At 71.1% G+C, this 25152-nt stretch carries 24 protein-coding genes; 18 read left to right on the forward strand and 6 right to left on the reverse strand.

Features of this window, described 5'->3' with window-relative positions:
• Positions 1 to 19 precede the first annotated feature (19 nt).
• Together AB0G10_RS04030 and AB0G10_RS04035 are read left to right on the forward strand one after the other, a co-directional pair.
• Positions 20 to 2944 (forward strand): vitamin B12-dependent ribonucleotide reductase, encoded by a 2925-nt coding sequence (locus AB0G10_RS04030; RefSeq protein WP_360916098.1) that lies wholly within the window; start codon positions 20 to 22, stop codon positions 2942 to 2944.
• A gap of 71 nt (positions 2945 to 3015) precedes the next feature.
• The gene (locus AB0G10_RS04035; protein WP_360916101.1) at positions 3016 to 3285 is read left to right on the forward strand and encodes a hypothetical protein; all 270 of its coding nucleotides are present in this window, start codon (positions 3016 to 3018) and stop codon (positions 3283 to 3285) included.
• A gap of 3 nt (positions 3286 to 3288) precedes the next feature.
• Here the strand turns inward: AB0G10_RS04035 and AB0G10_RS04040 are convergent, their stop codons facing one another.
• The 3 genes from AB0G10_RS04040 to AB0G10_RS04050 form a co-directional block, all read right to left on the reverse strand.
• Positions 3289 to 3750 carry a hypothetical protein gene (locus tag AB0G10_RS04040; protein WP_360916104.1) on the reverse strand — a complete coding sequence of 154 codons (462 nt, stop codon included), beginning with the start codon at positions 3748 to 3750 and terminating at the stop codon, positions 3289 to 3291.
• Between the two features lie 168 nt (positions 3751 to 3918).
• Positions 3919 to 4827, reverse strand: a complete 909-nt coding sequence (locus AB0G10_RS04045; protein ID WP_360916107.1) for an alpha/beta hydrolase — start codon at positions 4825 to 4827, stop codon at positions 3919 to 3921.
• Positions 4824 to 5285 (reverse strand): hypothetical protein, encoded by a 462-nt coding sequence (locus AB0G10_RS04050; RefSeq protein WP_360916111.1) that lies wholly within the window; start codon positions 5283 to 5285, stop codon positions 4824 to 4826. Before AB0G10_RS04050 ends, AB0G10_RS04045 begins: the two co-directional genes overlap by 4 nt.
• Before the next feature lie 130 nt (positions 5286 to 5415).
• Here AB0G10_RS04050 and AB0G10_RS04055 point away from each other — a divergent pair, with 130 nt between their 5' ends.
• The gene (locus AB0G10_RS04055; protein WP_360916114.1) at positions 5416 to 5973 is read left to right on the forward strand and encodes a hypothetical protein; all 558 of its coding nucleotides are present in this window, start codon (positions 5416 to 5418) and stop codon (positions 5971 to 5973) included.
• Positions 5974 to 5979: 6 nt separating this feature from the next.
• On the opposite strand, the gene AB0G10_RS04060 is transcribed toward AB0G10_RS04055, so the two are convergent.
• Positions 5980 to 6666, reverse strand: a complete 687-nt coding sequence (locus AB0G10_RS04060; protein ID WP_360917951.1) for a metal-dependent transcriptional regulator — start codon at positions 6664 to 6666, stop codon at positions 5980 to 5982.
• Positions 6667 to 6815: 149 nt separating this feature from the next.
• On the opposite strand from AB0G10_RS04060, the gene AB0G10_RS04065 reads away from it, so the two are divergent.
• Positions 6816 to 7997: an acetoin utilization protein AcuC gene (locus AB0G10_RS04065; protein WP_360916117.1), complete on the forward strand. Its 1182-nt coding sequence runs from the start codon at positions 6816 to 6818 to the stop codon at positions 7995 to 7997.
• Between the two features lie 4 nt (positions 7998 to 8001).
• Complete coding sequence (locus tag AB0G10_RS04070; protein WP_360916121.1) at positions 8002 to 10551, forward strand: GNAT family N-acetyltransferase; 2550 nt, start codon at positions 8002 to 8004, stop codon at positions 10549 to 10551.
• 530 nt (positions 10552 to 11081) lie between these two features.
• Here the strand turns inward: AB0G10_RS04070 and sigB are convergent.
• Positions 11082 to 12056 (reverse strand): RNA polymerase sigma factor SigB, encoded by a 975-nt coding sequence (sigB, locus tag AB0G10_RS04075; RefSeq protein WP_360917952.1) that lies wholly within the window; start codon positions 12054 to 12056, stop codon positions 11082 to 11084.
• A gap of 215 nt (positions 12057 to 12271) precedes the next feature.
• Here sigB and AB0G10_RS04080 point away from each other — a divergent pair, with 215 nt between their 5' ends.
• On the forward strand, positions 12272 to 13060 hold the full coding sequence (locus AB0G10_RS04080) for a sporulation protein (protein WP_360916124.1): 789 nt from the start codon (positions 12272 to 12274) through the stop codon (positions 13058 to 13060).
• 9 nt (positions 13061 to 13069) lie between these two features.
• Here the strand turns inward: AB0G10_RS04080 and dtd are convergent, their stop codons facing one another.
• Positions 13070 to 13492 (reverse strand): D-aminoacyl-tRNA deacylase, encoded by a 423-nt coding sequence (dtd, locus tag AB0G10_RS04085; protein ID WP_360916127.1) that lies wholly within the window; start codon positions 13490 to 13492, stop codon positions 13070 to 13072.
• A gap of 257 nt (positions 13493 to 13749) precedes the next feature.
• On the opposite strand from dtd, the gene AB0G10_RS04090 reads away from it, so the two are divergent.
• From AB0G10_RS04090 to AB0G10_RS04145, 12 genes are read left to right on the forward strand one after another with little or no spacing between them, the layout of a single operon-like run.
• Entirely contained in the window at positions 13750 to 15690 is a 1941-nt protein-coding gene (locus AB0G10_RS04090; protein WP_360916130.1) for a methyl-accepting chemotaxis protein, read from the forward strand.
• Positions 15691 to 15718: 28 nt separating this feature from the next.
• Positions 15719 to 17275, forward strand: coding sequence for a chemotaxis protein CheW (locus AB0G10_RS04095; RefSeq protein ID WP_360916133.1), 1557 nt, complete (start codon positions 15719 to 15721; stop codon positions 17273 to 17275).
• Positions 17276 to 17277: 2 nt separating this feature from the next.
• Positions 17278 to 18351: a chemotaxis-specific protein-glutamate methyltransferase CheB gene (gene cheB / locus AB0G10_RS04100; RefSeq protein WP_360916136.1), complete on the forward strand. Its 1074-nt coding sequence runs from the start codon at positions 17278 to 17280 to the stop codon at positions 18349 to 18351.
• A 21-nt stretch (positions 18352 to 18372) separates the two neighbouring features.
• Positions 18373 to 18996 carry a HEAT repeat domain-containing protein gene (locus AB0G10_RS04105; RefSeq protein ID WP_360916139.1) on the forward strand — a complete coding sequence of 208 codons (624 nt, stop codon included), beginning with the start codon at positions 18373 to 18375 and terminating at the stop codon, positions 18994 to 18996.
• Positions 18996 to 19868 carry a protein-glutamate O-methyltransferase CheR gene (locus AB0G10_RS04110; RefSeq protein WP_360916142.1) on the forward strand — a complete coding sequence of 291 codons (873 nt, stop codon included), beginning with the start codon at positions 18996 to 18998 and terminating at the stop codon, positions 19866 to 19868. The genes AB0G10_RS04105 and AB0G10_RS04110 overlap by 1 nt, the downstream gene beginning before the upstream one ends.
• Positions 19868 to 20266, forward strand: a complete 399-nt coding sequence (locus tag AB0G10_RS04115; RefSeq protein ID WP_360916144.1) for a response regulator — start codon at positions 19868 to 19870, stop codon at positions 20264 to 20266. The genes AB0G10_RS04110 and AB0G10_RS04115 overlap by 1 nt, the downstream gene beginning before the upstream one ends.
• Complete coding sequence (locus tag AB0G10_RS04120) at positions 20263 to 22626, forward strand: chemotaxis protein CheA (RefSeq protein ID WP_360916147.1); 2364 nt, start codon at positions 20263 to 20265, stop codon at positions 22624 to 22626. Before AB0G10_RS04115 ends, AB0G10_RS04120 begins: the two co-directional genes overlap by 4 nt.
• Positions 22607 to 22879 (forward strand): hypothetical protein, encoded by a 273-nt coding sequence (locus AB0G10_RS04125; protein ID WP_360916150.1) that lies wholly within the window; start codon positions 22607 to 22609, stop codon positions 22877 to 22879. Before AB0G10_RS04120 ends, AB0G10_RS04125 begins: the two co-directional genes overlap by 20 nt.
• Positions 22876 to 23247, forward strand: a complete 372-nt coding sequence (locus AB0G10_RS04130) for a response regulator (RefSeq protein ID WP_127542938.1) — start codon at positions 22876 to 22878, stop codon at positions 23245 to 23247. The genes AB0G10_RS04125 and AB0G10_RS04130 overlap by 4 nt, the downstream gene beginning before the upstream one ends.
• 27 nt (positions 23248 to 23274) lie before the next feature.
• Positions 23275 to 24321 carry a methyl-accepting chemotaxis protein gene (locus tag AB0G10_RS04135; protein WP_360916154.1) on the forward strand — a complete coding sequence of 349 codons (1047 nt, stop codon included), beginning with the start codon at positions 23275 to 23277 and terminating at the stop codon, positions 24319 to 24321.
• A 30-nt stretch (positions 24322 to 24351) separates the two neighbouring features.
• Positions 24352 to 24624 (forward strand): hypothetical protein, encoded by a 273-nt coding sequence (locus AB0G10_RS04140; protein WP_360916157.1) that lies wholly within the window; start codon positions 24352 to 24354, stop codon positions 24622 to 24624.
• On the forward strand, positions 24624 to 25139 hold the full coding sequence (locus AB0G10_RS04145; protein ID WP_360917953.1) for a GAF domain-containing protein: 516 nt from the start codon (positions 24624 to 24626) through the stop codon (positions 25137 to 25139). Before AB0G10_RS04140 ends, AB0G10_RS04145 begins: the two co-directional genes overlap by 1 nt.
• Positions 25140 to 25152: the final 13 nt, after the last annotated feature.

Genomic DNA, 25152 nt, shown 5'->3' on the forward strand with positions numbered 1-25152 from the left:
CGAGGGGGAGCACATCCTTATGGCCGGAGACGGCATCACAGCAGGTCGCCAGCGCAGCCGGACGAGCGGCGGCACCGGCGCGGCGGCCGGGGGGCTGCGTGTGGAGCGGGTGTGGACGACCGAGGGCGTTCACCCGTACGACGAGGTGGAGTGGGAGCGCCGCGACGTCGTCATGACCAACTGGCGTGACGGCTCGATCAACTTCGAGCAGCGTGGCGTGGAGTTCCCGGCGTTCTGGAGCGTGAACGCCGCGAACATCGTCACGACCAAGTACTTCCGCGGTGCGGTCGGCACCCCGGAGCGTGAGCAGTCGCTGCGGCAGCTCATCGACCGCGTCGTGCAGACCTACCGCAAGGCGGGCGAGGAGCACGGCTACTTCGCGACCCCGGCCGACGCCGAGCTGTTCGACCACGAGCTCACCTGGATGCTGCTGCACCAGGTGTTCAGCTTCAACTCGCCGGTCTGGTTCAACGTCGGCACCAAGTCGCCGCAGCAGGTCAGCGCGTGCTTCATCCTCTCCGTCGACGACTCGATGGACTCGATCCTCGACTGGTACAAGGAAGAGGGTCTGATCTTCAAGGGTGGCTCCGGCTCCGGCGTCAACCTCTCCCGGATCCGCTCCTCGAAGGAGCTGCTCTCCTCCGGCGGCACGGCGAGCGGCCCGGTCAGCTTCATGCGCGGCGCCGACGCCAGCGCGGGGACGATCAAGTCCGGCGGCGCCACCCGGCGTGCCGCGAAGATGGTCATCCTCGACGTCGACCACCCGGACATCGAGGAGTTCGTCTCCACCAAGGCGCGCGAGGAAGACAAGATCCGCGCGCTGCGGGACGCCGGCTTCGACATGGACCTCGGCGGCTCCGACATCGTCAGCGTCCAGTACCAGAACGCCAACAACTCGGTGCGGGTCAGCGACGAGTTCATGCGGGCGTACGAGGAGGGCACCGAGTTCGGCCTCCGCGGCCGGCTCAACGGCGAGGTCATCGAGACCATCGACGCGCGCAAGCTCTTCCGCGGCATCGCCCAGGCCGCGTGGGAGTGCGCCGACCCGGGCCTGCAGTACGACGACACCATCAACGACTGGCACACGAACCCCGAGACCGGCCGGATCACCGCGTCCAACCCGTGCTCGGAGTACATGTCGCTGGACGACTCGTCCTGCAACCTGGCCTCGCTGAACCTGATGAAGTTCCTCAAGGCCGACGGCGGCTTCGAGGTGGAGAAGTTCGTCAAGAGCGTCGAGTTCATCATCACCGCGATGGACATCTCGATCTGCTTCGCGGACTTCCCGACCGAGAAGATCGGGATCACCACCCGCGCCTACCGTCAGCTCGGCATCGGGTACGCCAACATCGGCGCCCTGCTGATGGCGTCCGGCCTGCCCTACGACTCGGACGCCGGCCGCAGCGTCGCCGCCGCCATCACCTCGCTGATGACCGGCACGGCGTACCGCCGCTCGGCCGAGCTGGCCGGCGTCGTCGGCGCGTACGAGGGCTACGCCCGCAACGCCGACGCCCACCAGCGGGTCATGCGCAAGCACGCCGCCGCCAACGACGAGATCCGCCCCTCGGGCGTCGTCGCCACCGAGATCGTCCGTGAGGCCACCAAGCAGTGGAAGAACGGCAACAAGATCGGTGAGAAGAACGGCTGGCGCAACGCCCAGGCGTCGGTGCTCGCCCCGACCGGCACCATCGGCCTGATGATGGACTGCGACACCACCGGCATCGAGCCCGACCTGGCCCTGGTCAAGTTCAAGAAGCTCGTCGGCGGCGGCTCGATGCAGATCGTCAACCAGACGGTCCCGCGCGCCCTGCGCACCCTCGGCTACCCCGAGGAGCAGGTCGAGGCGATCGTCGAGCACATCTCCGACCACGGCAACGTCGTCGACGCGCCCGGGCTCAAGCCGGAGCACTACGCGGTCTTCGACTGCGCCATGGGCGAGCGGGTCATCGCGCCGCTCGGCCACGTCCGGATGATGGCGGCCGTGCAGCCGTTCATCTCCGGCGCGATCTCGAAGACGGTCAACATGCCGGAGTCGGCGACCGTCGAGGAGATCGAGGAGATCCACTACCAGGGCTGGAAGCTCGGCCTGAAGGCGCTCGCGATCTACCGCGACAACTGCAAGGTGGGCCAGCCGCTCTCGGCCGGCAAGGGCGCGAAGGCGTCTGCTCCGGCTCCGGCCGCCACCGAGGCCGCCCCGGCCGCCGCGGTCGAGAAGGTCGTCGAGAAGGTCATCGAGTACCGGCCGGTGCGCAAGCGCCTGCCGAAGAAGCGCCCGTCCGAGACGGTCTCCTTCTCGGTCGGCGGCGCCGAGGGCTACCTGACCGCGTCGTCCTACCCGGACGACGGCCTCGGCGAGGTCTTCCTCAAGATGTCGAAGCAGGGCTCCACCCTGGCCGGCGTGATGGACGCCTTCTCGGTCGCCATCTCGATAGGCCTGCAGTACGGCGTCCCGCTGGAGACGTACGTCGCCAAGTTCACCAACATGCGCTTCGAGCCGGCCGGCATGACCGACGACCCGGACGTGCGCATGGCGTCCTCGGTGATGGACTACATCTTCCGTCGCCTGGCGCTGGACTTCCTGCCCTACGAGACCCGCGCCGAGCTCGGCATCTTCACGGCGAAGGAGCGCACCGCCCAGGCCCAGGCCGAGGCGGCCGCCGAAGCCGCCGCGGTGGACCTGGCCGTGACCGGCATGGCCGCTTCCGCTCCCGCCGAGCCCGTGGCGCCCGCCGCCCCGGTCGTCTCGTCCACCCCGTCCACCGTGACGGTGGCCGAGGTCGCTGAGGCGAAGACGCCCTCCGCCGGCTCCTCCACCGAGCTGCTCGAGATCGTCACCGGCCACGCCGCCGACGCGCCGCTCTGCTTCACCTGCGGCACGAAGATGCGCCGGGCCGGCAGCTGCTACGTCTGCGAGGGCTGCGGCTCGACGTCGGGCTGCAGCTGACGCTGTCGCGAGTCAACCGCCCGGTCCCGATCAGGGGCCGGGCGGTTGCCCTTTCCGGCTAGGGTGGCGCGATGCGTTTCTCGATCGGGCTGGGGCAGGCGCTCGTCGCCTGGGCCGCCGTCGTCGCGGTGGTGATGGTGGTGCGGCAGCTCGCGCTCCTGTGGGCGCTCACCGCCGCGACCGTGGCCGGCGTGATCCTTCTCGGTCAGTGGCACCGGCGGAACGACCGTCGTGACGCTGCCGCGGGCGCCTTCACGGGCGTCGTGCTCTGGCCGATTCTGATCGGCCTGACGATCATCCTCGTCAATGTAGCCTCGATGGCACTGTCCGATTTTGAATAACGGTCAGCGGCTCGGGGAGCGGAGCCAGACGCCGAACTCGACGGCCGTGCGGACCCCGTCCTCCAGCACCGCCGTGCAGACCGCGTCGGCGCCCGGGTACTCCGGCCGCTCGTGCCACATCCGCTTGATCGCGAGGATCGCCTCCCGCTCCTCGCCGGTGAGGCGCGCCGCCAGGTCGCGATGCCACCCGGCGGGGTCCGGGCCGCCGTCCGGCCGGAGGGACAGCAGCACCCGCCACGCGCCGACGGTCAGCGTGACCTTGATGTCGTCGCCGGCGCGGTCGTACGCGAAACCGGTCAGGCCGGGGATCTCGACGGCCCGGGCGAACAGCGGCACCACGTCCGCCGGGCCGCCGTCCATCACCACGTCGATCTCGCGCGACACCATCAGGCCGGAGACGTAGCTGCCGGTGGCCACCAGCGGCCCCAGCGGCTCCAGCCGCGCCAGCACCTCCCGCGCCTCCACCGAAAGCGCCTCCGCCGAAACCGAAAGCGCCGCCGCCGAAACCGAAAGCGCCTCCGCCGAAACCGAAAGTTCCTCGGGCCGGCCCATCCTCGTCTCCCCTCCCGACCGGTGATCGCCGACCAGACATTGTCTGCTGTGGCCGGTTCCGATCATGAAGGGGGGATCAATTCATCGCGGCGTCAAAGGGGTCAGGAACTCCGTGACGATCGACGCGATGGCGGCCGGCTGCTCGATCACCATGGCGTGCGACGCGTCGGCGAGCTGGAGGTACCGCAGGTTCGGCGCCGCCTGCGCCTGCTCCACCAGGAACCGCCGGTGCGCCGCGTAGAGCTCGGCGAACGGCTCCTGCTCGGGCAGGCTGCGGGTTGGCAGGATGACCAGCTCGGGGCAGGTCGTCGCGGCGTAGACCGGGCCGAGGTCGAGCGAGTTCATCAGGGCGCGCAGCTCGGCCGTGGCCGGTCCGGACGGCCGGATCGAGGTCTCACCGTCCACATGGGCCAGATTGCGGCGGAAGCCCTCGATCCACACCTTCTCGTTGGCGCCCATGTCGCGGGCCGCCATCTGCTGGCGTTCCACCAGGTCGGGCAGCTGGTCGGCGGGGATGACCTGGCCCGCGGCCGCCTCGACGGCGTCGAACACGGCGTGCAGCCGGGCCAGCTCGGCCGCGGCCTTCTCCGGGTCGAGGCCGGGCAGGTGCTCGGGGCGGGTGGGCGGCGGGTTGCCGTCGAGGCTCACCACGCCGGGGGTCTCCGGGTGCCGCTGCGCCCAGAGCGCCGCGAGCATGCCACCGAGGGAGTGGCCGACCACGGCGGGCCGGTTCAGCTCCATCTGTACGCACACCGCGGCCAGATCGCCGAGCGCGGCGTCCCAGGTCCACGGCCCGTCGCCGGAGCGCCCGTGGCAGCGCAGGTCCACCGTGATGACCCGGTGGTGCGGCCGCAGCGCGCGGGCCAGCGTGGTCATGTGCGCCAGGTTCGCCCCGGCGCCGTGCAGGAGCAGCAGCGGCGGCTGGTCGCCGCCGAAGTCGCGGACGGCGAGCGGCAGGTCGCCGGCGTCGATGAGGCGGTCGTTGATCATGGGGACTCCCCGGTAGGTGGATGGTCGAGCAGGCGCTCGCGGATGGCGTTCACCGGAACGCCGCCGCCCGGATGACGAGGCAGCTTCCCGCGGCGCACCAGGTCGTGCACCCCCTGCCGGCTGATGCCGAGCATGGCGCCGGCAGTGGCGAGAGAAACAGCTTCCGCGTACGGGTGACCTACCGTGCGGAGGACCGCTTGCCCCAGCGGCGTCCGCCACCATTCGGGCGGCGGGGTGAACGCGTGCTCGTCCGGGTAGAGCGTCGCGATGATCCGGGCGATGGTGTGCACCGCCGCGGCGTGGTCGTTCTTCTCGATCGTCTCGGCCCAGACGGCCGCCCGGCGGCGCAGCACGATGCGCAGACCGCCGGGGATCTCGGCGTCCTCGAGCAGGATCTCCAGCGGGTCGAGCAGGCGCACGTCGACGAGGCGCAGCAGTTGCTCGGCCAGCGGGTTCACGCCCGCCATCCTCCGCCTACTTGACAGCGACCGTCAAGTGCACTGACCGTGACGGTCCGACAGCGATCCCGCGTCTTCCGCTCGCGCCGCTCCGCCCACTAAGGTGTGCGCGGACCCGGGAGGATCACTAGTGCGTACGCGTTTCGCCGTGCCGGCCGTCGTCGTGCTGCTCGCCGTCTCCGGATGCGGCCCCCGCGACGAGAAGCCGGCCACGTCCGCGCTGCCCCCGGTCGAGGTCGTCGCCCCGCCGGCGGCGTCGGCGGGCGGCGCCTGCATCCTCTGGGACTGGGACTTCATCGACGAGAAGATCGGCGTCCGGTTCTCCGTGGCGGCCTCCGACCAGGTCGACGAGACGTCCACCTGCGTGGTCCAGAACATCGACCAGGAGTGGCCCGACCTCTCACTCTCCGTGGTGGAGACGACGAAGGCGGACGCCGAGATCTTCCTCGACGAGCGCATGCCGGAGAAGGCGACCAAGCTCAAGAAACTGGGCAAGGCCGCCTATCGGCTCACCGCCAAGGCGAAGGACGGGCACGGGCCGTCCGTCGAGATCGGCTGGCTGAGCGAGGCGAAGCAGCTCCAGACGTTGAAGTACACCTTCGAGAAGGGCGCCGACGCGGCGACCGTGAAGGCCATGAACGGCAAGCTGTTCGCCCTCGCTCAGGCGATGAACACCACCGACGGCTGAGCCGCCTCAGTGGGCCGCCACGAAGACCCGCGACGCCACCTCGCGCGGCAGGCGGATCTTGTCGCCGGACTTGTCGATGGTGACGCCGTCGCGCTCCTGCGCCACGGTGACCGTGGTGCCCGGATCGATGCCGGCGGCGTGCAGCTGGCGCAGCACGTCGGAGTTCGTCTGCACGCTCTCGCAGATCCGCTGCACCACGACGCTCCCGGACAGGCCCGGGAAGGCGAGGTTGCGCTCGCCGACGATGTGCTCGGTGAGGGTCTCATCCGGCGCGCCCAGCTCCTCGAGACCGGGAATCGGGTTGCCGTAAGGAGAGCGGGTCGGCTTGTTGAGCAGCTCGTAGACGCGCTTCTCCACGGAGTCGCTCATCACGTGCTCCCAGCGGCAGGCCTCCTCGTGGGCCTCCTCGTAGGGCATGCCGATGACGTTCACGAGCAGGAGCTCGGCGAGCCGGTGCTTGCGCATGACGGCCACGGCGGTCGACCGGCCCACGTCCGTCAGGACCAGGTGGCGGTCACCCTCGACGGTCAGCAGACCGTCGCGCTCCATCCGGGCGACGGTCTGGCTGACCGTGGGACCGCTCTGGTGCAGGCGTTCGGCGATGCGGGCTCGGAGTGCGGGCACACCTTCTTCCTCGAGTTCGAGGATGGTGCGCAGGTACATCTCGGTGGTATCGACGAGATCGTTCACGATGCGGTCCTCCCAGCAGCGATAATACCGCGCGGCGGGGGGTTGACTTCCGCCCCGAGCAAGTGTCTGAAGACCCTACCCGACCCCGGAACACCTGTGCTAACGACACGTGGGGCACGACCGGGGGAAAGCACCCGTGGCAGCATGTCCCCATGGCGGACGAGACGACGGCTGTCGTGTGGGACAGCGCCCTGCTCGACTACGACATGGGCGACCATCCGCTCAATCCGGTACGGGTCGAGCTGACCATGGCGCTGGCGCGGGATCTCGGCGTTCTGGACCGTCCCACCGTACAAATGATCACGCCCCGTCCCGCGAGTGAGATCGATCTCACGCGGGTGCACCGGGCCGACTATCTCGACGCCGTGCGCCTCGCCCCCATCGATCCGTTCTTCACCGGCTGGGGCCTCAACACCCCCGACAACCCGGTCTTCGACGGGATGCACGACGCCTCGGCCCGGATCTGCGGCGCCACCATCGCGGCGGCCGAGGCGGTCTGGCGCGGCACGGCCCGGCGCGCCGTCAACGTGTCCGGCGGCCTGCACCACGCGCTGCCGGCCCGGGCCGCCGGCTTCTGCGTCTACAACGATCCCGCCGTGGCGATCGCCTGGCTGCTCGACCAGGGCGCCCAGCGGATCGCGTACGTCGACGTCGACGTGCACCACGGCGACGGGGTGCAGACCGCGTTCTGGAACGATCCGCGGGTGCTCACCGTGAGCCTGCACGAGACGCCGCTCGCGCTCTTCCCGGGCACCGGCTTCGCCGACGAGATCGGCGGGCCGGACGCCGAGGGCACCGCCGTGAACGTGCCCTTGCCACCGGGCACCGGGGACGCGGCCTGGCTGCGCGCGTTCCACGCGGTCGTGCCGTCGGTGGTCCGCGCGTTCGCCCCGGAGATCATCGTGAGCCAGTGCGGGGCCGACGCGCACCGCCTCGACCCGCTCGCCGACCTGAAGCTCTCGGTGGACGGGCAGCGAGCCGCGTACGTGGCGATCCGCGAGCTGGCCGACGAGGTCTGCGAGGGCCGCTGGGTGGCGACCGGCGGCGGGGGGTACGCGCTCGTCGAGGTGGTGCCCCGGGCCTGGTCGCACCTGCTCGCGGTGGCCACCGGGGAACCGCTGGACCCGGCGACCCGTACCCCGCAGGGCTGGCGTGAACTGGCGAGCCGGCGCTGTCCCGGAGCGGACGTTCCGGAGACGATGACCGACGGTGTGCCGCCCGTCCTGGAACACTGGTCGCCGGGAACGACCGATCCGGTGGACCGGGCCATCCAGGCGACCCGGACGGCGGTCTTCCCCCTGCACGGACTGGACCCGCACGACCCCAGGGACTGACGACGTGGCGAAGAGCGCAGACGTCCTGCTGGCCGACGGCTCGACCGCGCACCTGCGGCAGATCCGCCCGGAGGACGCACCGGCCATCGTGGACTTCCACTCCAGGATGAGCGACCGCACCCGCTATCTGCGCTACTTCTCGCCCTATCCACGGATCCCGGAGCGCGACCTGCAGCGCTTCGTCAACGTGGACCACCACGACCGCGAGGCGTTCGTGACGGTCGACGCCGGCGGCCGGATCACCGCGGTGGGCCGGTACGAACGACTCGGCCCGGACTCGCCGGACGCCGAGGTCGCGTTCGTGGTCGAGGACGCGCACCAGGGCCGCGGCATCGGCTCGGTGATGCTCGAGCACCTGGCCGAGGCGGCCCGGGAGAACGGGATGACCCGGTTCGTCGCCGAGGTGCTGCCGGAGAACGGCGGCATGCTGCGGGTCTTCGGCGACTCCGGCTTCCAGGTGCAGCGCAAGTACGCGGACGGCGTGGTCCACCTCAGCTTCCCGATCGCGCCGACCGAGAAGTCCCGCGAGGTGCAGGAGTCCCGCGAGCACCTCACCGAGGCCCGCTCGATCGCCCGGCTGCTGGCGCCGCGGGGCATCGCGATCTACGGCGCCAGCGCGAGCGGCCAGGGCATCGGCGCCGCGATGCTGGGCAACCTGCGCGACGGCGGCTACCCCGGCGCGGTCGTGCCGGTGCACCCCACCGCCGAGCGGGTCGCCGGGCTCACCGCGTACCGAAGTGCCTCGGACGCCGGTGTCCCGATCGACCTGGCCCTGATCGCCGTGCCGGCGGAGGCGGTCCCGGAGGCCGGGACGGATGCGGCCCGCGCCGGCGCGGGCGGCGTCGTGGTGGTCTCGGCGGGCTTCGGCGAGACCGGTCCGGAAGGCGCCGCCCAGCAGCGGCGTCTCGTCGAGGCCGCGCGGGCGGCGGGCCTGCGGGTGATCGGCCCGAGCAGCTTCGGGATCGCCAACACCGAGCCGGGCGTACGCCTCAACGCGACCCTCTCGCCGCGCCTGCCCAAGGCCGGCCGGGTCGGCTTCTTCGCGCAGAGCGGCGCGCTCGGCGTGGCCCTGCTCGCCGAGGCGGACCGGCGCGGGCTGGGGCTGTCGAGTTTCGTCTCGGCCGGCAACCGCGCCGACGTCTCCGGCAACGACCTGCTGCAGTTCTGGCAGGACGACCCGGGCACCGACGTGGTCCTGCTCTACCTGGAGACGTTCGGCAACCCGCGCAAGTTCGCCCGGCTGGCCCGCCGGATGAGCCGGGTGAAACCGGTCGTGGCGGTGGCGTCGGCGACCCGGCCGCCCGGCCTCGCCGGCGACGCGCCGGGACCGGACGCCAACGCGGTGACCGCCCTGTTCGCCCGTTCCGGCGTCATCCGCGTGGACACCGTCCAGGAGCTCTTCGACGTCGGCATGATCCTGGCCCACCAGCCGCTGCCGTCCGGCCGCCGGGTCGCCGTGGTCGGCAACTCCTCGGCGCTCGCCGAGCTCGCCGTGGTCGCCTGCCGCGCCGCCGGCCTGACCGTGGCCGACGGATACCCGAGCGCCGTGAGCCCCATCGCGACCGCGCACGACCTGGCCGACGCCCTCGCCGACGCGGCCGTCGACCCGCGGGTGGACGCGCTCGTCGTGGTCTTCGCGCCGCCGGTGCCCGGCCAGCACGCCGACGAGGACGCCGACTTCGCCGCGGCGCTGGCCAGCGTCGCGCTCGCGGGAGAGAAGCCGACCGTCGCCACCATGGTGTTCGGGCAGGTTCCGCCGCGGGTGCCGGCCTACTCGTCGGTCGAGGAGGCGGTGCGGGCGCTGGCCCGGGTGGTCAACTACGCCGACTGGCTGCGCCGCCCGCCGGGCGTCATGCCCGTCCTCTCCGATGTGGACGCGGTCGCGGCCGAGACGGCGTCGACCGCCGGCGAGCTGCTCTCCGCGTACGGCATCCCGGTCGTGCCGTCCACCCAGGCCGCCTCGGTGTCGGCCGCGGTCAGCGCCGCCAACGAGCTGGGATATCCAGTCGCGCTCAAGGCGGCAGGCGGTGGGTTGCGCCATCGGATCGACCTCGGCGCCGTGCGCCTCGCCCTGGGCGACGAGGACGACGTACGGGTCGCCTACCGCGAACTCTCCGCGGCGTTCGGGCCGGACGTCCTCGTGCAGACCATGGTCCCGCCGGGCGTAGCCTGCCGCATCGAAGTGGTCGAGGACCCGGCGTTCGGCCCGGTCGTCGGCTTCGGCCTGGGCGGCGTGGCCAGCGAACTCCTCGGCGACCTGGCCTGGCGCGCCGCCCCGCTGACCGACCGGGCCGCCGAAGCCCTGGTCGACGAGCCCCGCGCCGCCCCGCTCCTGCACGGCTACCGCGGCTCCACCCCGGTCGACCGAGCCGCCCTGATCGACCTCCTCCTCCGCGTAGGCCGGATAGCCGACGACCATCCGCGCGTCCGCTCGCTCACCCTGAACCCGGTGCTGGCCCGCCCCGACGGCTTCTCGGTCCTCCACGCGGCAGCCGAGTTCGGCGACGCGCCCGCCCGCCCCGACACCGGCCCCCGCCGCCTCCGAAGCGCCTGAATCCGCCCGCTCCTCCCCGCAATCTTGTGAATCCACGCAGGCCTTGTCCCCGCCCTTCCCCCTGCCCGATCTTGTGAATCTGCGCAGGCCTGGTGCCCGGCCTCCCTCTTCCCCGCGATCTTGCGAATCTGCGCAGGCCCGGTGCCGCGCGGATTCACAAGATCGGGCAGCGGGACGCCTGAAGAGCGAGCATCCGCCCGAAGCCAGGCCGCGCCGCCCGCCTGACACCGGCCCTCGCCGCACTCTCGACACCGACCCCGTGCGGCCCGCGCAGCGCCTTATCCCTCGCCTTCTGCCGCGATCTTGTGAATTCGCGCAGGACCGGTGCCGCACGGATTCACAAGATCGGGCAGGGGCAGGGACAGGTGCAGCGAGGCAGCAAGACGGCGGGGGCAGCGAGGCGGCGGGGCAGCGGAGCAGTGAGGCAGAGGTGCACGAGGACAAGGGACGAGAGCCGGCGGCGGACACGCGAAGGGCCCGCCCCGCCGCTCCCCCCGAAGCGGCCCGGACGGGCCCTGTGCCTGTGAACGTCAGACCGCGTACGCCTCGAGCCGCGACGCCCGCTCCGGGTCGCGCAGCTTGAGCATCGTGACCTTCTCGATCTGGCGGATGCGCTCGCGGCTCAGCCCGAACTCGCGGCCGACCTCGTCGAGGGTGCGCTGGCGCCCGTCGTCCAGGCCGAAGCGGAGGCGGATCACCGCGGATTCGCGCTCGGAGAGGGTGGCGAGCACGATCTCCACTTCGCTGCGGAGCTCGCCCTGCGCGACGCCCTCACCGGGCTGGTTCGGGTCGACGGCGGCGACGAAGTCGCCGAGGGCGCTCTCGCCGTCCTCGCCGACGGCCTGGTCCAGGCTGACCGGCTCGCGGTCGTACGAGATGAGCTCGATGACCTGGAACTCGGGCACGTCCATGGCCTTGGCGATCTCGCCGATGCCGGGTTCGCGGCCGAGTGAGGCGGCGAGGTCGCGGCGGCAGCGGACCATGCGGTTGACCTGCTCGACCATGTGCACCGGGATGCGGATGGTGCGGGCCTGGTCGGCCATGGCGCGGGTGATGGCCTGCCGGATCCACCAGGTGGCGTAGGTGGAGAACTTGTAGCCCTTGGTGTAGTCGAACTTCTCGACCGCGCGGATCAGGCCGAGGTTGCCCTCCTGGATCAGGTCGAGGAAGGCCATGCCGCGGCCGGTGTAGCGCTTCGCGATGCTGACGACGAGCCGCAGGTTCGCCTCGAGCAGGTGGTTCTTCGCGGCCTTGCCCTCGGCGACGATGATCTGGAGCAGGGGCGCGATCTCGGCGGGCGCCGCGGCGAGCTTCTCCTCCGCGTACAGGCCGGCCTCGATCCGCTTCGACAGGGTGACCTCCTCGACCGCGGTGAGCAGCCGGGTGCGGCCGATGCCGTTGAGGTAGGCGCGGACCAGGTCGGCGGAAACACCACGCTCGTCCGTCGCGTCCAGGTCGGCGAGCGTCTCTGCTTCCTCGACCACCATCTGCTCCGACGCCTTCATCTCCAGGACCACTCGAGTCCCCTCCCCGCGATCAACGTGTCGTGCGTACCAGCCGCTTTCGTGCCGGTGAAGCAAGCTTCGCCGCTGGCGCGTTAAACGGAGGTGAGGCCAGCCTCCAGGTGGCATGAATCAGGGAGAACCCTGACGTCGACAAGACGACAAGCGGGGTTTGCCGGACGCCGATACTGTGCTTGCACCGAGAAAGGGTGATGATCGTGGTCTTCAAACGCATGATGCAGGCGCTCGGTGTCGGTGGGCCTTCGGTCGACACCGTGCTCACGAACCCGAACACCTATCCGGGCGGGTTCCTCGAGGGGACCGTGCACGTGGTCGGCGGCGACCACGCGGTGGATGTCGAATACCTCGCGATCGGCTTGATCACCCGGGTCGAGGTGGAGAGCGGCGACAGCGAGTACCAGACCGATCAGGAGTTCCATCGGCAGCGCCTGACCGGCTCGTTCCGGCTCGACCCGGGCGCCCGGCACGACGTCCCGTTCAAGTTCGACGTGCCGTGGCAGACGCCGATCACCGAGGTCTACGGCCAGCACCTGCACGGTATGACGATGGGTCTGACCACCGAGCTCGAGGTGGCCCGCGCCGTCGACAAGTCCGATCTGGACGCCGTCGCGGTGCACCCGCTGCCGGCCCAGGAGCGGATCCTGGAGGCGCTGCTCCGCCTCGGTTTCCGGTTCAGCCGGGCGGATGTGGAGAAGGGCCGGGTCTACGGGGTGGACCAGCAGCTCCCGTTCTACCAGGAGATCGAGTTCTACCCGCCGGCGGCGTTCGCGAGCGGCATCAACCAGCTCGAGCTGACGTTCCTGCCCACCCCGCACAAGCTCCAGGTGGTGCTCGAGCTGGACAAGCGCGGCGGCGTCTTCACCGAGGGTCACGACGCGTTCGGCAGCTTCGACGTCGACTACGCGACAGCCGACCAGGTCGACTGGGCGGCCCGCCTGGACCAGTGGCTCCGTCAGTCCGCCCAGCGCCGGGGCCTCTTCTTCTAAAGATCAAGATCAAAGTTCCAGGAGCACCGTACGAGGACCGACGTTCACGCTCTCGACGAGCATGTGTGCCCGGAAGCGACCGGTTTCGACGGTCGCTCCCCGGGCGCGCAGCGCCGAGACGAACGCGGTGATCAGCGGCTCGGCGGTCTCGGCCGGCGCGGCCGCGTTCCAGGTGGGCCGGCGACCCTTGCGCGCGTCGCCGTAGAGCGTGAACTGGCTGACCACCAGGACCGGCGCGTTCTCGTCCGAGGCCGACCGGTCGCCGTCCAGGATCCGCAGCTCCCACGTCTTCCGGGCCAGTTCGGCGGCGCTCGCGGCGGTGTCGTCGTGGGTCACGCCGACGAGCACGAGCAGGCCGTCCTCGATCTTGCCGACGACCTCCTCGCCGACCGTCACGCTCGCCCGGCTGACCGTCTGAACCAATGCGCGCATTCCGGCTCCCTACCGTCGTGACCACCGGATCCGGACGGTAATCGAGCACTCTGGCCCCATCGGGACCGGGTGTCACCGCCGAGCAACGATTTCGGTGGATTTAACCCTGAACGGCCCACGCCCGGTGCCAGGATTTCCCTGGTCGGAGGGGCCGTCGACAGATGATCCGGCAATGACCGGACGGCGTGCTCCCGATCGCGGCGACTCGTTCCGCACCCCGCTTGCGTCGATCGACCGTTATCCAGTTGGGAGTCACCATGCCCCTCACCAGCACCTCGTCCGGGCGTGCCACCGAGGCCTCCCGCGCCCGCCCGGCCACCGCGCCCGCCGCGGCGCGGCCCGCCGGCCGCGGCGCCGATCCGGACGCGAACCGGCGGCAGGCCCGATCGGTGGCGAAGCAGCAGCAGGCCGCCGAGCGGATCGCCACCGCCACCGCGGAGATCTCCGCGCAGAACGCCCAGGCGGCCGAGGCCTCCCGCCAGCTCTCCGAGTCGATGCAGCAGATCGCCGCGGGCGCCGAGGAGGCGTCCGGCGCGACCCAGCAGAGCCTCGCCGCGATGAACCAGGTCGAGGAGCGGGTCGACCGGCAGGAGCAGACCACCCGTCAGGTGGCCGAGCTGAGCCAGGCTCTGCAGCTCCTGCTGAACGAGACCCGTACCGGGATCAGCAACCTGCTCAGCAACGTCGACAGCGCCTCGACCCGGCAGACCACCTCGGTCGTCACCATCACCGAGCTGGAGAAGCAGGCCGACGAGATCGGCGAGATCGTCAAGACGGTCGCGCACATCGCCGACCAGACCAACCTGCTGGCGCTGAACGCCGCGATCGAGGCGGCCCGGGCCCGGCAGCACGGCAAGGGCTTCGCCGTGGTCGCCGACGAGGTGCGCACCCTGGCCGAGACCAGTGAGCGCAGCGCCCGGCAGATCCGCGACCTGATCGACGAGGTGCGCAACAGCGTCACCGAGATCGCCGGGGCGGTGCAGACCTCCGCCGAGACGGCCCGGGGCGAGGTGGAGAAGGGCAAGACGATCACGTCGCAGCTCGAGACCATCCGCGCCGACATGGGCACGATCATGGCGGGCGCGACCGAGATGGCCGCCGCGGCGCAGCAGTCGAAGAGGTCCGCCGGCACCGCGAAGCAGCGGTCCGAGGAGATCGCGGCCGCCGCCGAGCAGCAGTCCGCCGCGTGCGAGGAGTCGCTGCAGACGGTGGCACAGCAGACCCAGGCGCTGCGGCAGAGCGAGCAGGCCGCCGAGTCGCTGGCCGAGGTCTCCGAGACGCTGCGGAACAGCACCGACATCGCGAAGAGCGCCGAGGAGGTCGCCTCCGCGGCCGAGGAGCTCTCCGCCGCGGTCGAGGAGATCACCCGGGCTGCCGGGCAGATCAACGTGGCGATCAACGAGATCAACACCGGGGCGCGGACCGCGGCCGAGAAGGGCCAGCAGACCGCCGACCTGGTCGCCCAGATCGAGCAGGGCGCCCAGCTGTCCGCCAACCGCGGCAGCAACGCCGTGGAGCGGGCCGACGTGATCCTGGAGCTGCTCGCCACCAACAAGGAGTCGGTCGACTCGATGATCGACGCGATCGGCACGGCGGCCCGCGAGGGCATCGAGAACGTCCGCAAGGTCACCGAGCTGGAGCAGATCTCCCGCCGGATCGACAAGATCGTGGACGCCATCGCGAACGTGTCGATCCAGACCAACATGCTCGCCGTGAACGGCTCGGTCGAGTCGGCCCGGGCCGGCGAGTTCGGCAAGGGCTTCGCCGTGGTCTCCACCGACATCCGCAACCTGGCCCGCGACTCGGCGGACAACGCCGACCGGATCAAGGATCTGGTCAAGTCGGTGCAGGACCGGATCGTCGAGGTGCGCGCCGACCTGGAGGAGACCAGCCGGCTCTCGCTCGCCGAGGTCGAGTCGGCGAAGGCCACCACCGCGCGGCTCGAGGAGATCGAGCGGGACATGCAGCAGGTGCGCGGCGGCAACGCCGAGGTGCAGGAGTCGGCGCAGCAGATCGTCAGCGTGCTCGGCGAGGTGAAGACCGGGCTCGAGCAGATCTCCTCGGCGGCGATCCAGGCCGAGCAGCTCGCCGGGCAGTCGTCCACCGCGGCCCGCGAGCAGGCGCAGGGTGCCGAGGAGCTCGCCGCCGCGGTCGAGGAGATCGCCGCGCTCGCCGACGAGCTCCAGAACGCCGGCTGACACCCGTCCGCAGAAGGGGAGGGCGTCCATGGATGCCGAAGAGGACCTCGCCGCCGACGAGTTCGACGAGGACACCGACTACGTCACGTTCGACATGCTGGGGGAGCGGTACGCGTTCCCGATGCGCCGGGTGCAGGAGATCATCCGGATGCCCGCCCTCGTGAAGGTCCCGCTCGGCCCGCCGTCCCTGGAGGGTCTGGCGAACCTGCGCGGGCGCGTCCTGCCCGTGGTCAACCTGCGCAAGTGCTGCGACATGGCCCAGGCCGCGCACGACGAGACCACCCGGGTGATCGTGGTCGACAGCGGGGTGCCGCTCGGCTTCGTGGTGGACCGGGTGGCCAGCGTCATCAGCATCGACCCGCAGTCGATGGAGCCGGCCGAGTCGGTGCAGAACACCGTCCGCTCCGACGTGCTGGTCGGGGTGATCAAGTCGGACGGCGGCGAGATGACCACCGTGCTCGACGTGGACCAGCTGATCGGCAGCCAGTTCGCCGGCCTCACCGCCGAGCGGCGCAGCGGCCGGGACGCGGCGTCGGCCACCCGGCTGCCCGCCGAGACGGACGCCGAGGCGGAGTCCGACGACACCCTGGAGCTGGTCAGCTTCGCGGTGGAGGGCCAGGAGTACGCGCTTCCCATCGATCAGGTCCAGGAGATCGTGCAGGCGCCCGAATCGGTGAGCCACGTGCCGAACGCCGGCAGCCGGGTGCTCGGCGTGATCGACCTCCGCGGCCGGCTGCTGCCGGTGGTGAGCATGCGGCGGGTCTTCGGCCTGCCGGTGACGCCGCTGGAGCCGCAGAACCGGATCGTCGTGGTCTCGATCGGCGGCGGCGTGGTCGGTGTCGTGATGGACACCGTGCGCGAGGTGCTGCGGGTGCCGCATCAGCTCGTGGCGCCGCTGCCCACCGTGGTGGCCGGGGATGGACGCAAGTCCGAGGTCGAGTCGGTGGTCCGGCTCGAGGACGGCAAGCGGCTCGTCTCGGTGCTGAGCGTGAACCGGATGTTCGACTCGCCCGAGGTGCGCGACGAGCTCGCCGACTATCAGGAGGACGACCGGGAGATGGCCGTGGAGCAGGAGAGGTTCGACGACGGGCGCGGCGACGAGGAGCTCTTCGTCGTGTTCCGCCTCGACGACGAGGAGTACGCCGTCGACGTCGACGCGGTCCAGGAGATCATCCGGGTGCCGGAGGCGCTGATCCGGGTGCCGAAGTCCTTCGACTTCGTGGAGGGCCTGGTCAACCTGCGCGGCACGGTGCTGCCGGTGGTCGACCTGCGGACCCGGCTCGGCCTCGGTCGCGGGGAGCGGGACGAGCGCCAGCGGATCGTCGTACTCATCATCGGTGGGGTCCGGACGGGGTTCATCGTGGATTCCGTCGCCGAGGTGGCGCGGGTCGGGCGCAACGTGCTCGAACCGGCGCCGGAGCTCTCGGCGGAGCAGGCCCGGGTGGTGTCCCGGGTGGCGAACCTGCCCGAGCAGCAGCGGATGCTCCTGCTCGTCCAGGTGGATCAACTGCTCGCCGCCGACCAGGCCGGTGCGGCCGCCGAGCTCTGCGAGGCGGTCGTCGAAGAGGCCCTCGCCGGAGTCTGACCATGGCGACCTCCGTCCTCGTCGTCGACGACTCGGCGCTGATGCGCCGCGCCCTCAAGGGGATCCTGGTGGACAGCGGCGAGTTCGACGTCCACACCGCGCGCAACGGCGTCGACGCGCTGGAACAGCTCGGCCGGGTGCATCCCGACGTGGTGACGCTCGACGTCAACATGCCGGAGATGGACGGGCTCACCTGCCTCGCGAAGATCATGGAGCAGCAGCCCACCCCGGTCGTCATGGTCTCCTCGCTGACCGAGCACAACGCCCTGGTCACGCTGGAGGCGCTGGAGCTCGGCGCGATCGACTACGTGCCGAAGCCGGGCGGCACCGTCTCGCTCAACATCGAGGACGTCAGCGGCGAGCTGGTCACCAAGGTCCGGGCCGCGGCGCGCGCGAAGATCAAGCGGGGGCCCGGCGGGCTGACCGCACGGGTACGCGCGCAGACCCGGCGGACCACCGCCGCACCGCCCGCGACGACCCGCCGGGAGCTGGGCAAGGTCGGCTCGGTCGACCTCCTGCTGATCGGCTCGTCCACCGGCGGGCCGGCGATCCTCTCCGACCTGCTGCCGGCCCTGCCCGCCTCGCTCGGCGCCCCGGTCGTGGTGGCGCAGCACATCCCGGCCTCGTTCACCGCGGCGCTGGCCCGGCGCCTCGACGAGGTCTGCGCGCTCCGGGTGCACGAGGTCGACCGGATCATGAATCTGCAGCGCGGCAACATCTACATCGGCAAGGGCAACGCCGACGTGGTGGTGGCCCGGCGCACCGACGGCCTGATCGTCAAGAGCGTGCCGGCCGCCGCGGAGTACCGCTGGCATCCCAGCGTGGACCGGCTGGTCGGGTCGGCCCGCCGCTACGTCGACCCGGAGCGCCTGGTCTGCGCGCTGCTGACCGGGATGGGCGACGACGGCGCCACCGAGATGGCCGCGGTCAAGGAGGGCGGCGGCCGGACCATCGCCGAATCCGAGGAGACCGCTGTGGTCTGGGGCATGCCCGGCGAACTGGCCCGGCGCGGCGGCGCCACGGCGGTGCTGCCTTCGTACGAGATCGCCGACCGGCTGGCCGACTGGGTCCGCTGACGTCGAGGAAGGGTGATCACGATGGGACTCGTCCGCAAGAAGGCTTCGGAACAACCCGAGGAGATGACGCCGGAGCGGCCCTCGGCGGATGCGCTGCGGGCACAGCTCGACGACCCCGACCCGGACTGCCGGCGGGAGGCGGCGCTGGCGCTGGACGGCGTCGAGGAGGCGATCCCGGACCTGCTGGCCCGGGTGACCGTGGAGACCGACGCCAACGTGCGGGACGCCGTGCTCACGACCGTGTCGGCGTACGACACGGACACCGTCGCGGGCGCCCTGGCCGTCCATCTGGCCAGCGACGACGCGGCGCTGCGCACGGCCGTCGTGGAGGCGCTGGCCCGGATGCCGCAGTCGATGCCGGCCCTGCTGCCCGACCTGATCGCGGCGCCCGACCACGATGTGCGGGTGCTGACCGCGATGGTGCTGGCCGACCTGACCCACCCGGACACCGCGGTCTGGCTGACCGAGATGATCCGCGACGACCCGCACCCGAACGTCGTGACGGCCGCGATCGACGCCCTGCTGCCGGTGGCCACCGCCGACCACGCGGAACTGCTGGAGGAGGCCGTGCACCGGTTCCCGGACGATCCGTTCCTCCGCTTCACCGTGCAGGCGGCGCTGCCCCGCCTCTCCGGGACGGCGTGATGGCCGGCGCGCCCGCCACCGGAGCCGGGCTCTCCGACGCCGACTTCGCCCGCTTCGTCGAGTACTTCTACAAACGGACCGGCATCCACTTCGCGGCCTCGAAGCGGTACTTCGTCGACAAGCGGATCGAGACCTGCATCCGGGAGTCGCCGTACGACTCGTTCAGCGGCTGGTTCGCCGCGCTGCGGGTGAACGAGAAGTCCGGGATGCTCCAGGACCTGATCAACCAGCTCACCGTCAACGAGACGTACTTCCTGCGCGAGGACTATCAGTTCGACGCGATGCTCAGCACGGTGCTGCCGAACGTGCTGCGCGACCGGGGCGGCGTGAGCCGGATCGTCGGGCCCGTCAAGATCCTCTCGTTGCCCTGCTCGACCGGCGAGGAGCCGTACTCGATCGCCCTTCGCCTGCTCGAGGAGTGGGACCAGATCGACCACGTGGACGTCGAGATCCACGGCGCCGACATCGACAGCGAGGTGCTCGCCAAGGCGGCGCACGCGAGTTACGGCGAACGCTCGGTGCAGCGGGTGCCGAAGCCCTGGCTGAACAAGTACTTCACGCCCGTCGGCTCCGGCCGCTACCAGGTCGACGAGGGCATCCGCAGCGCCGTGACGCTGCACCGGGTGAACATCTGCGACACCCTCGCGATGCGCTCCTTCCGCGACTTCGACGTGGTGTTCTGCCGCAACGTGCTCATCTACTTCGACGAGCTCTCCAGCCGCCGGGCCGCCGAGAACCTGTACGGCGCCATGCGTCCCGGCGGCTACCTCTTCCTCGGGCACTCCGAGTCGATGAGCCGGATCTCACCGATCTTCACGCCGTCCCGCCTGGCTGAGGGCATCGTCTACCAGCGACCCATCGGAGCGAAGTGATGACCGATACCGAGGCACCACCCCGGGTGCTCGTCGTCGACGACGCCGCCACGGTGCGGCTTTACCACAGCAGCCTGCTCACCGAGGCGGGGTTCCAGGTCGACGAGTCGGCGAACGGGCTGGAGGCCGTCGAGGTGGCGACCGCCGTGCCGTACGACCTGTTCCTGGTCGACGTGAACATGCCGAAGATGAACGGCTACACCTGCGTCGAGGCGCTGCGCTCGGACACGGTCGGCACCGACGCGCCGGTCGTGATGATCAGCACCGAGGACCGGCCCGGCGACGCCGACCGGGCCTACGCCGCCGGCGCGAATCTCTACCTGGTCAAACCGGTCGGCGGCGAACGGCTGATCCGGATCGCCTCGATGCTCACGGCCGGGAGGGGTGCACCGGCATGAATCCGCTGCTCGCACAGTTCCTCGCCGAGTCGAACGACCTGCTCGCCTCGGTCGACGAAGGCCTGCTCCAGCTGGAGCGCGACCCCGGTGACCCGGAGCTGGTCAACGAGGTGTTCCGGGCCGCGCACACCTTCAAGGGCTCGTCCGGCCTCTTCGACTTCCCCGAGCTGACCCGGCTCACCCACGCGGCCGAGGACCTGCTGGACGCGGTCCGCGGCGGCCGGCTCGGCCTCGACTCGGGCATGACCGACGACCTGCTCGCCGCGTTCGACCTGATCCGCGGCTGGCTCGCGCACGTCACCACGCACGAGCGGCTCCCGTCCAGCGCCGGCAACGACGCGGCCGGGCTGATCACCAAGCTGCGGGCGCCGCTCGGCGGCGAGCCGGTGGCGCACACCCAGGCCACCGTCGCGGCCGGGGTCACCGTGATCGACGCGGCGCCGGAGTGGATGGCCTGGTTCGACGCCGAATGGCTCACCGAGACCGCGGCCTGGCTGGAGACCACCGCGTCGACGATGCGGTTCGTCCGGTACACCCCGGACTCGGACTGCTTCTTCCGGGCCGAGGACCCGATCCACCTGATCCGCCAGGTGCCCGGCCTGGACAAGCTCGGCGTCGTGCAGCCGGAGCAGTGGCCCATCCCCGAGGAGTACGACGAGTACGTCTGCCTGCTCTCGTTCGTGGTCGCCACCCGGGCCGCGGTCGGCGAGCTGGAGTACCTCTTCCGGTACGTCCCGGACCAGGTGCAGATCGTCGAGCTGGACGCCGGCGCGATCACCCGGCACCTGAGCGGCGAGCCGCCGCTGAAGACCGAGGAGCGGGTCGTCGTCGCGGTCACCGAGGTGGTCGACTCCGAGCTGGCCGCGGACGCCCGGGCGGTGCTGCACGCCGCGGAGCGGATCCTCGAGCTCGCTCCGGCCGAGGGGGCGCACCTGCGGTCGGTGGCGCGATCCGTGTCGGCGGCGGCGCGGGCTCTCGGCGTACCCGAGGATCTGGCCGATGCCGGCCGCGAAGCCGTCGGCGCGGCAGTGGCCCGGCTCCTCGCCGAGGCCGCGCCCGCCCCGGTGGGCGCCCTGCCGGCGGCCGGGAGCCCGATCACTCCCGCACCCGCCGCCGTGGCGGCGCCACCCGAGCCGACCGGCCGGGCGGACGACCCGGGCGGCCAGGTCGGCACCAAGGTCCTCAAGGTCGACCAGGAGAAGGTGGACCGGCTCATGGAGCTGGTCGGCGAGCTGAACGTCGCGAAGAACGGGCTCACCTTCCTGGCCGACTCGGCCGAGGAGGAGTTCGGCAGCCGGGTGCTCAGCCGCCGGATCAAGGACCAGTACGCCGGCCTGCACCGGATCGCCGAGGAGCTCCAGTCGGCCGTCATGGACGTCCGGATGCTGCCGCTCTCGGTGGCGTTCGGGCGCTTCCCCCGGCTGGTCCGCGACCTGAGCCGGCGGCTCGAGAAGACCATCGAGCTGGTCACCGAGGGCGAGGACACGATGGCCGACAAGGACGTCATCGAGGCGCTCGGCGACCCGCTCGTGCACCTGGTGCGCAACAGCCTGGACCACGGCATCGAGCCGCCCGGCGAGCGGGTCGCGGCCGGCAAGCCGCCGGCCGCGAAGCTGACCCTCGCGGCGGTGGCCGACGGCGACGCCGTGATCGTCGAGGTCTCCGACGACGGGCGCGGCGTCGACCCGGTGCGGGTCAAGCGCAAGGCGTACGAGAAGGGCCTGATCACCGAGGAGGAGCTGGAGTCGCTGAGCGACACCGAGGCGGTCGACCTGGTCTTCCGCCCCGGATTCTCCACGGCCGACCAGGTTTCGGATCTCTCCGGGCGGGGAGTCGGCATGGACGCGGTACGCGCCAGCGTGGAGAAGCTGGGCGGGTCCGTGACGATGCGCTCCAAGCTCGGGCAGGGCACCGTGACCCGGCTCCGGCTGCCGCTGTCGATGGCCGTCACCCAGGTGATGGTGGTCAGCGTGGCCGGTCAGCGGTTCGGCATCCCGGTCGACCTCGTCGTCGAGACGGTCCGGGTGCCGGCCGCCGAGATGGGCCGCGTCCTGCACCAGGACGTGGTCGTCATGCGCGGCGAGGTGGTCCCGGTGCTGGACCTGGCCCGGGCGCTGGACATGCCGTGGACCGGCGACCCGGCCGAGGACCGCCGGATCCTCGTGGTCAGCGTGAACGGTCAGCGGGTCGGCCTGCTGGTGGAGCAGTTCCACCGGGAGGTCGACGTGATCCTCAAACCGATGGAGGGCCTGCTCGCGTACGCCGACGAGTTCTCCGGCACCGCACTGCTCGGCGACGGCCTGGTGCTGCTGGTGCTCAACATGAAGGAGGTGCTCGGTCTTGCCGCTCGAGTTGCATGACGACAGCGCCACGCTCGTGGGCGTGGTGACGGTCGACGAGGTCGAGCAGCTCGCCGGGTGGCTGCGGGCCGCCAAGAAACCCCGGGTGAGCCTGCGCCGGTGCAACCATCTGCACACCGGCGCGCTCCAAGCCCTGCTGCTTTTCAAACCGAAGATATCTGCGGCACCGACCGACGCCTTCCTGGCGGCGCGGGTGCTACCGCTGCTCAACGGGGGCAGCGGAAACGCCAGCCACAAGGGGAACGATCCATGACCACCGTGATGCTCGTCGACGACTCCGCCACCATGCTCATGAGCCTCAAGTCGATCCTCACCAAGGCCGGGTACACCGTCGAGACCGCCGGCCACGGCAAGGAGGCCCTCGACAAGCTCAGCAAGGGGGTGAAGCCCAACCTGATCATCAGCGACGTCAACATGCCGCAGATGGACGGGATCACCTTCGCTCGCGAGGCCCGCAAGGCGCCCGGCATGCGGTTCACCCCGATCCTCATGCTGACCACCGAGTCGGAGCAGTCGAAGCGGACCGAGGCGAAGAACGCGGGCGCCACCGGCTGGCTGGTCAAGCCGGTCGGGCCGGATCAGCTGCTCGGTGTGATCAAGCAGGTTCTGCCCGGGGCCTGAGCGCCTTTTCGCGACGGAGGTATCCGCATGGCGAGTCTTCTCCGCCGGTTGACGCCGGTCCCGGAGGCGCCCGAGGGCCGGCGTGTGAGCGGGGACGTCGTGGCCGAGGCGGTGACGCCGATCCCCGAGTTCTGCGAGGTGGTCGACGGCCACGTGCGCGACGTCATCGAGCAGACCGGGGAGGCCGCGGAGGCGATCGTCAACCAGCTCATCAAGGTCGACTCCCTCGCGGAGGTGATGGCCGGTGACGTCTCGCAGCTCGCCGGCACCCTGAGCCGGACCGAGAGCGAGCTGAGCCAGGTCAGCGCGTCCAACGACCAGCTGGTCGGGCGCCTGATCGCGTACTTCCTGCACCGGGATCACCAGATCCGCAACCTGGTGGACCAGATGCGTGAGCTGAACAAGCACGTCACGCAGATCGAGGAGGTGAGCCGGGCCACCAACATCCTGGCGCTGAACGCGATGATCGAGGCGGTCCGGGCCGGCGACGCCGGCGAGGGCTTCTCGGTGGTTGCTGACGAGGTGCGCAAGCTGGCGCACCGCTCCTCGGAGGCGGCACACGGCATCGGCAGCAGCATCGCCGACCTCACCGCGAAGCTGGACTCGGTGCTCTCCGACGACAGCCAGTTCGACAGGGGCGGGGAGATCCCGCAGCAGAACGAGGAGACGGCGATGACCCGCCGGCTCGGCGGCATCGCGAACGCCCAGCGGGAGATGTCGGAGATGGTCGGCGGCATCCTGAAGGACACCGTGAACGCGGCACACCAGGTGCAGCGCAGCTCGGACGCGCTGATCTCGGAGACCACCGGAGCGGTCGGGCATGTCCAGTTCCAGGACATCAGCCGTCAGATGTTGGAGCATGTGGCTGAGGCGGTCGGCGACGTCCGCCGGCAGGCGGAGGACGTCGCCGCCTACGTGCGAGGTGATCTCACCGAGGAGGACGTGCGCTCTCGGGTGATCAAGGTGGCGGATCTCCAGGCCAAGCACGTGATGTCGCGCCAGCGGCAGACGCACGCCCAGCAGACGGGCCAGGACGCGCACGCCGCCGCTGAGCCGATCATCGAATTGTTCTGAGGACCACGAGACCGCGAGAGGTGCCCGGCGATGGCTCGCATCGAGAACTACGGCCACGATCAGCCGACCGAGCAGGACGCCGTCCGTGCGCTGGCGGACCTGGTCGGCCCGCAGATGGCCGAGGGACTCTGGGGTCTCGCCGTGCAGGCGCTCGGCATGAGCCGGCCGGTGACCACCCCCGCCGATCTGCGCCGGGTCGCCGAGCACGTCATGGAGGTCGGGGAGCTGAGCCGGGTGGCCGGGCGCTCGCTCAAGGTCCGGATCATCACGTACGAGGCGCTGGCCCGGACGGTCCCCTCGTGATGGTGGCGGACTTCCCGGAGACCCGTGATCGTGCCCGGCTTCGCGAGGTGGCCCGTCTCGGCGTCGACCGGGAGCTCTCCCGGGACTACCTCGCCGAGCTGGTCGAACAGGTCGCGGTCCGGATGGACATGCCGTTCGCCATGGTCACCGGCCTGCTCAGCGACGCCCAGGTCTTCCTGGCCGGCCGCGGACCCGTCCCGGCCTGGGTCGGCGAGGTCGGCGGCACCCCGATGGAGTGGGCCTTCTGCGCCCCGCTGCTGCGCCGGCCCGCCGCGCGGTACGTCAACGACTTCACCACCGACCCGGACTACCAGGACAACCCGCTCGTCACCGTCGAGGGCGTCCGGTCCTACATCGGCGCCCCGGTGATCTCCTCCCGGGGCCACGTCCTCGGCAGCGTCTGCGGCCTGGACGTGCGCCCGCGCGACTTCGACGCCGGCCAGCTGAGGATCGTGCAGGATCTGGCCGACGAGGCAGCCCGCCGCATCGAGGCCGCGGCCCCGGAGGAGAGCTGAACAGGGGAGGATG

It is taken from the genome of Actinoplanes sp. NPDC023714 (genome assembly GCF_040639855.1).
Taxonomy (GTDB): domain Bacteria; phylum Actinomycetota; class Actinomycetes; order Mycobacteriales; family Micromonosporaceae; genus Actinoplanes.

Bases quoted from the DNA above. Each gene is read 5' to 3' on its own strand.
- AB0G10_RS04030 (WP_360916098.1), top strand. From the start codon at position 20: ATGGCCGGAGACGGCATCACAGCAGGTCGCCAGCGCAGCCGGACGAGC.
- AB0G10_RS04035 (WP_360916101.1), top strand. From the start codon at position 3,016: ATGCGTTTCTCGATCGGGCTGGGGCAGGCGCTCGTCGCCTGGGCCGCC.
- AB0G10_RS04045 (WP_360916107.1), bottom strand. From the start codon at position 4,827: ATGATCAACGACCGCCTCATCGACGCCGGCGACCTGCCGCTCGCCGTC.
- AB0G10_RS04065 (WP_360916117.1), top strand. From the start codon at position 6,816: ATGGCGGACGAGACGACGGCTGTCGTGTGGGACAGCGCCCTGCTCGAC.
- sigB (WP_360917952.1), bottom strand. From the start codon at position 12,056: ATGAAGGCGTCGGAGCAGATGGTGGTCGAGGAAGCAGAGACGCTCGCC.
- dtd (WP_360916127.1), bottom strand. From the start codon at position 13,492: ATGCGCGCATTGGTTCAGACGGTCAGCCGGGCGAGCGTGACGGTCGGC.
- AB0G10_RS04090 (WP_360916130.1), top strand. From the start codon at position 13,750: ATGCCCCTCACCAGCACCTCGTCCGGGCGTGCCACCGAGGCCTCCCGC.
- AB0G10_RS04095 (WP_360916133.1), top strand. From the start codon at position 15,719: ATGGATGCCGAAGAGGACCTCGCCGCCGACGAGTTCGACGAGGACACC.
- cheB (WP_360916136.1), top strand. From the start codon at position 17,278: ATGGCGACCTCCGTCCTCGTCGTCGACGACTCGGCGCTGATGCGCCGC.
- AB0G10_RS04105 (WP_360916139.1), top strand. From the start codon at position 18,373: ATGGGACTCGTCCGCAAGAAGGCTTCGGAACAACCCGAGGAGATGACG.
- AB0G10_RS04110 (WP_360916142.1), top strand. From the start codon at position 18,996: ATGGCCGGCGCGCCCGCCACCGGAGCCGGGCTCTCCGACGCCGACTTC.
- AB0G10_RS04115 (WP_360916144.1), top strand. From the start codon at position 19,868: ATGACCGATACCGAGGCACCACCCCGGGTGCTCGTCGTCGACGACGCC.
- AB0G10_RS04120 (WP_360916147.1), top strand. From the start codon at position 20,263: ATGAATCCGCTGCTCGCACAGTTCCTCGCCGAGTCGAACGACCTGCTC.
- AB0G10_RS04130 (WP_127542938.1), top strand. From the start codon at position 22,876: ATGACCACCGTGATGCTCGTCGACGACTCCGCCACCATGCTCATGAGC.
- AB0G10_RS04135 (WP_360916154.1), top strand. From the start codon at position 23,275: ATGGCGAGTCTTCTCCGCCGGTTGACGCCGGTCCCGGAGGCGCCCGAG.
- AB0G10_RS04140 (WP_360916157.1), top strand. From the start codon at position 24,352: ATGGCTCGCATCGAGAACTACGGCCACGATCAGCCGACCGAGCAGGAC.
- AB0G10_RS04145 (WP_360917953.1), top strand. From the start codon at position 24,624: ATGGTGGCGGACTTCCCGGAGACCCGTGATCGTGCCCGGCTTCGCGAG.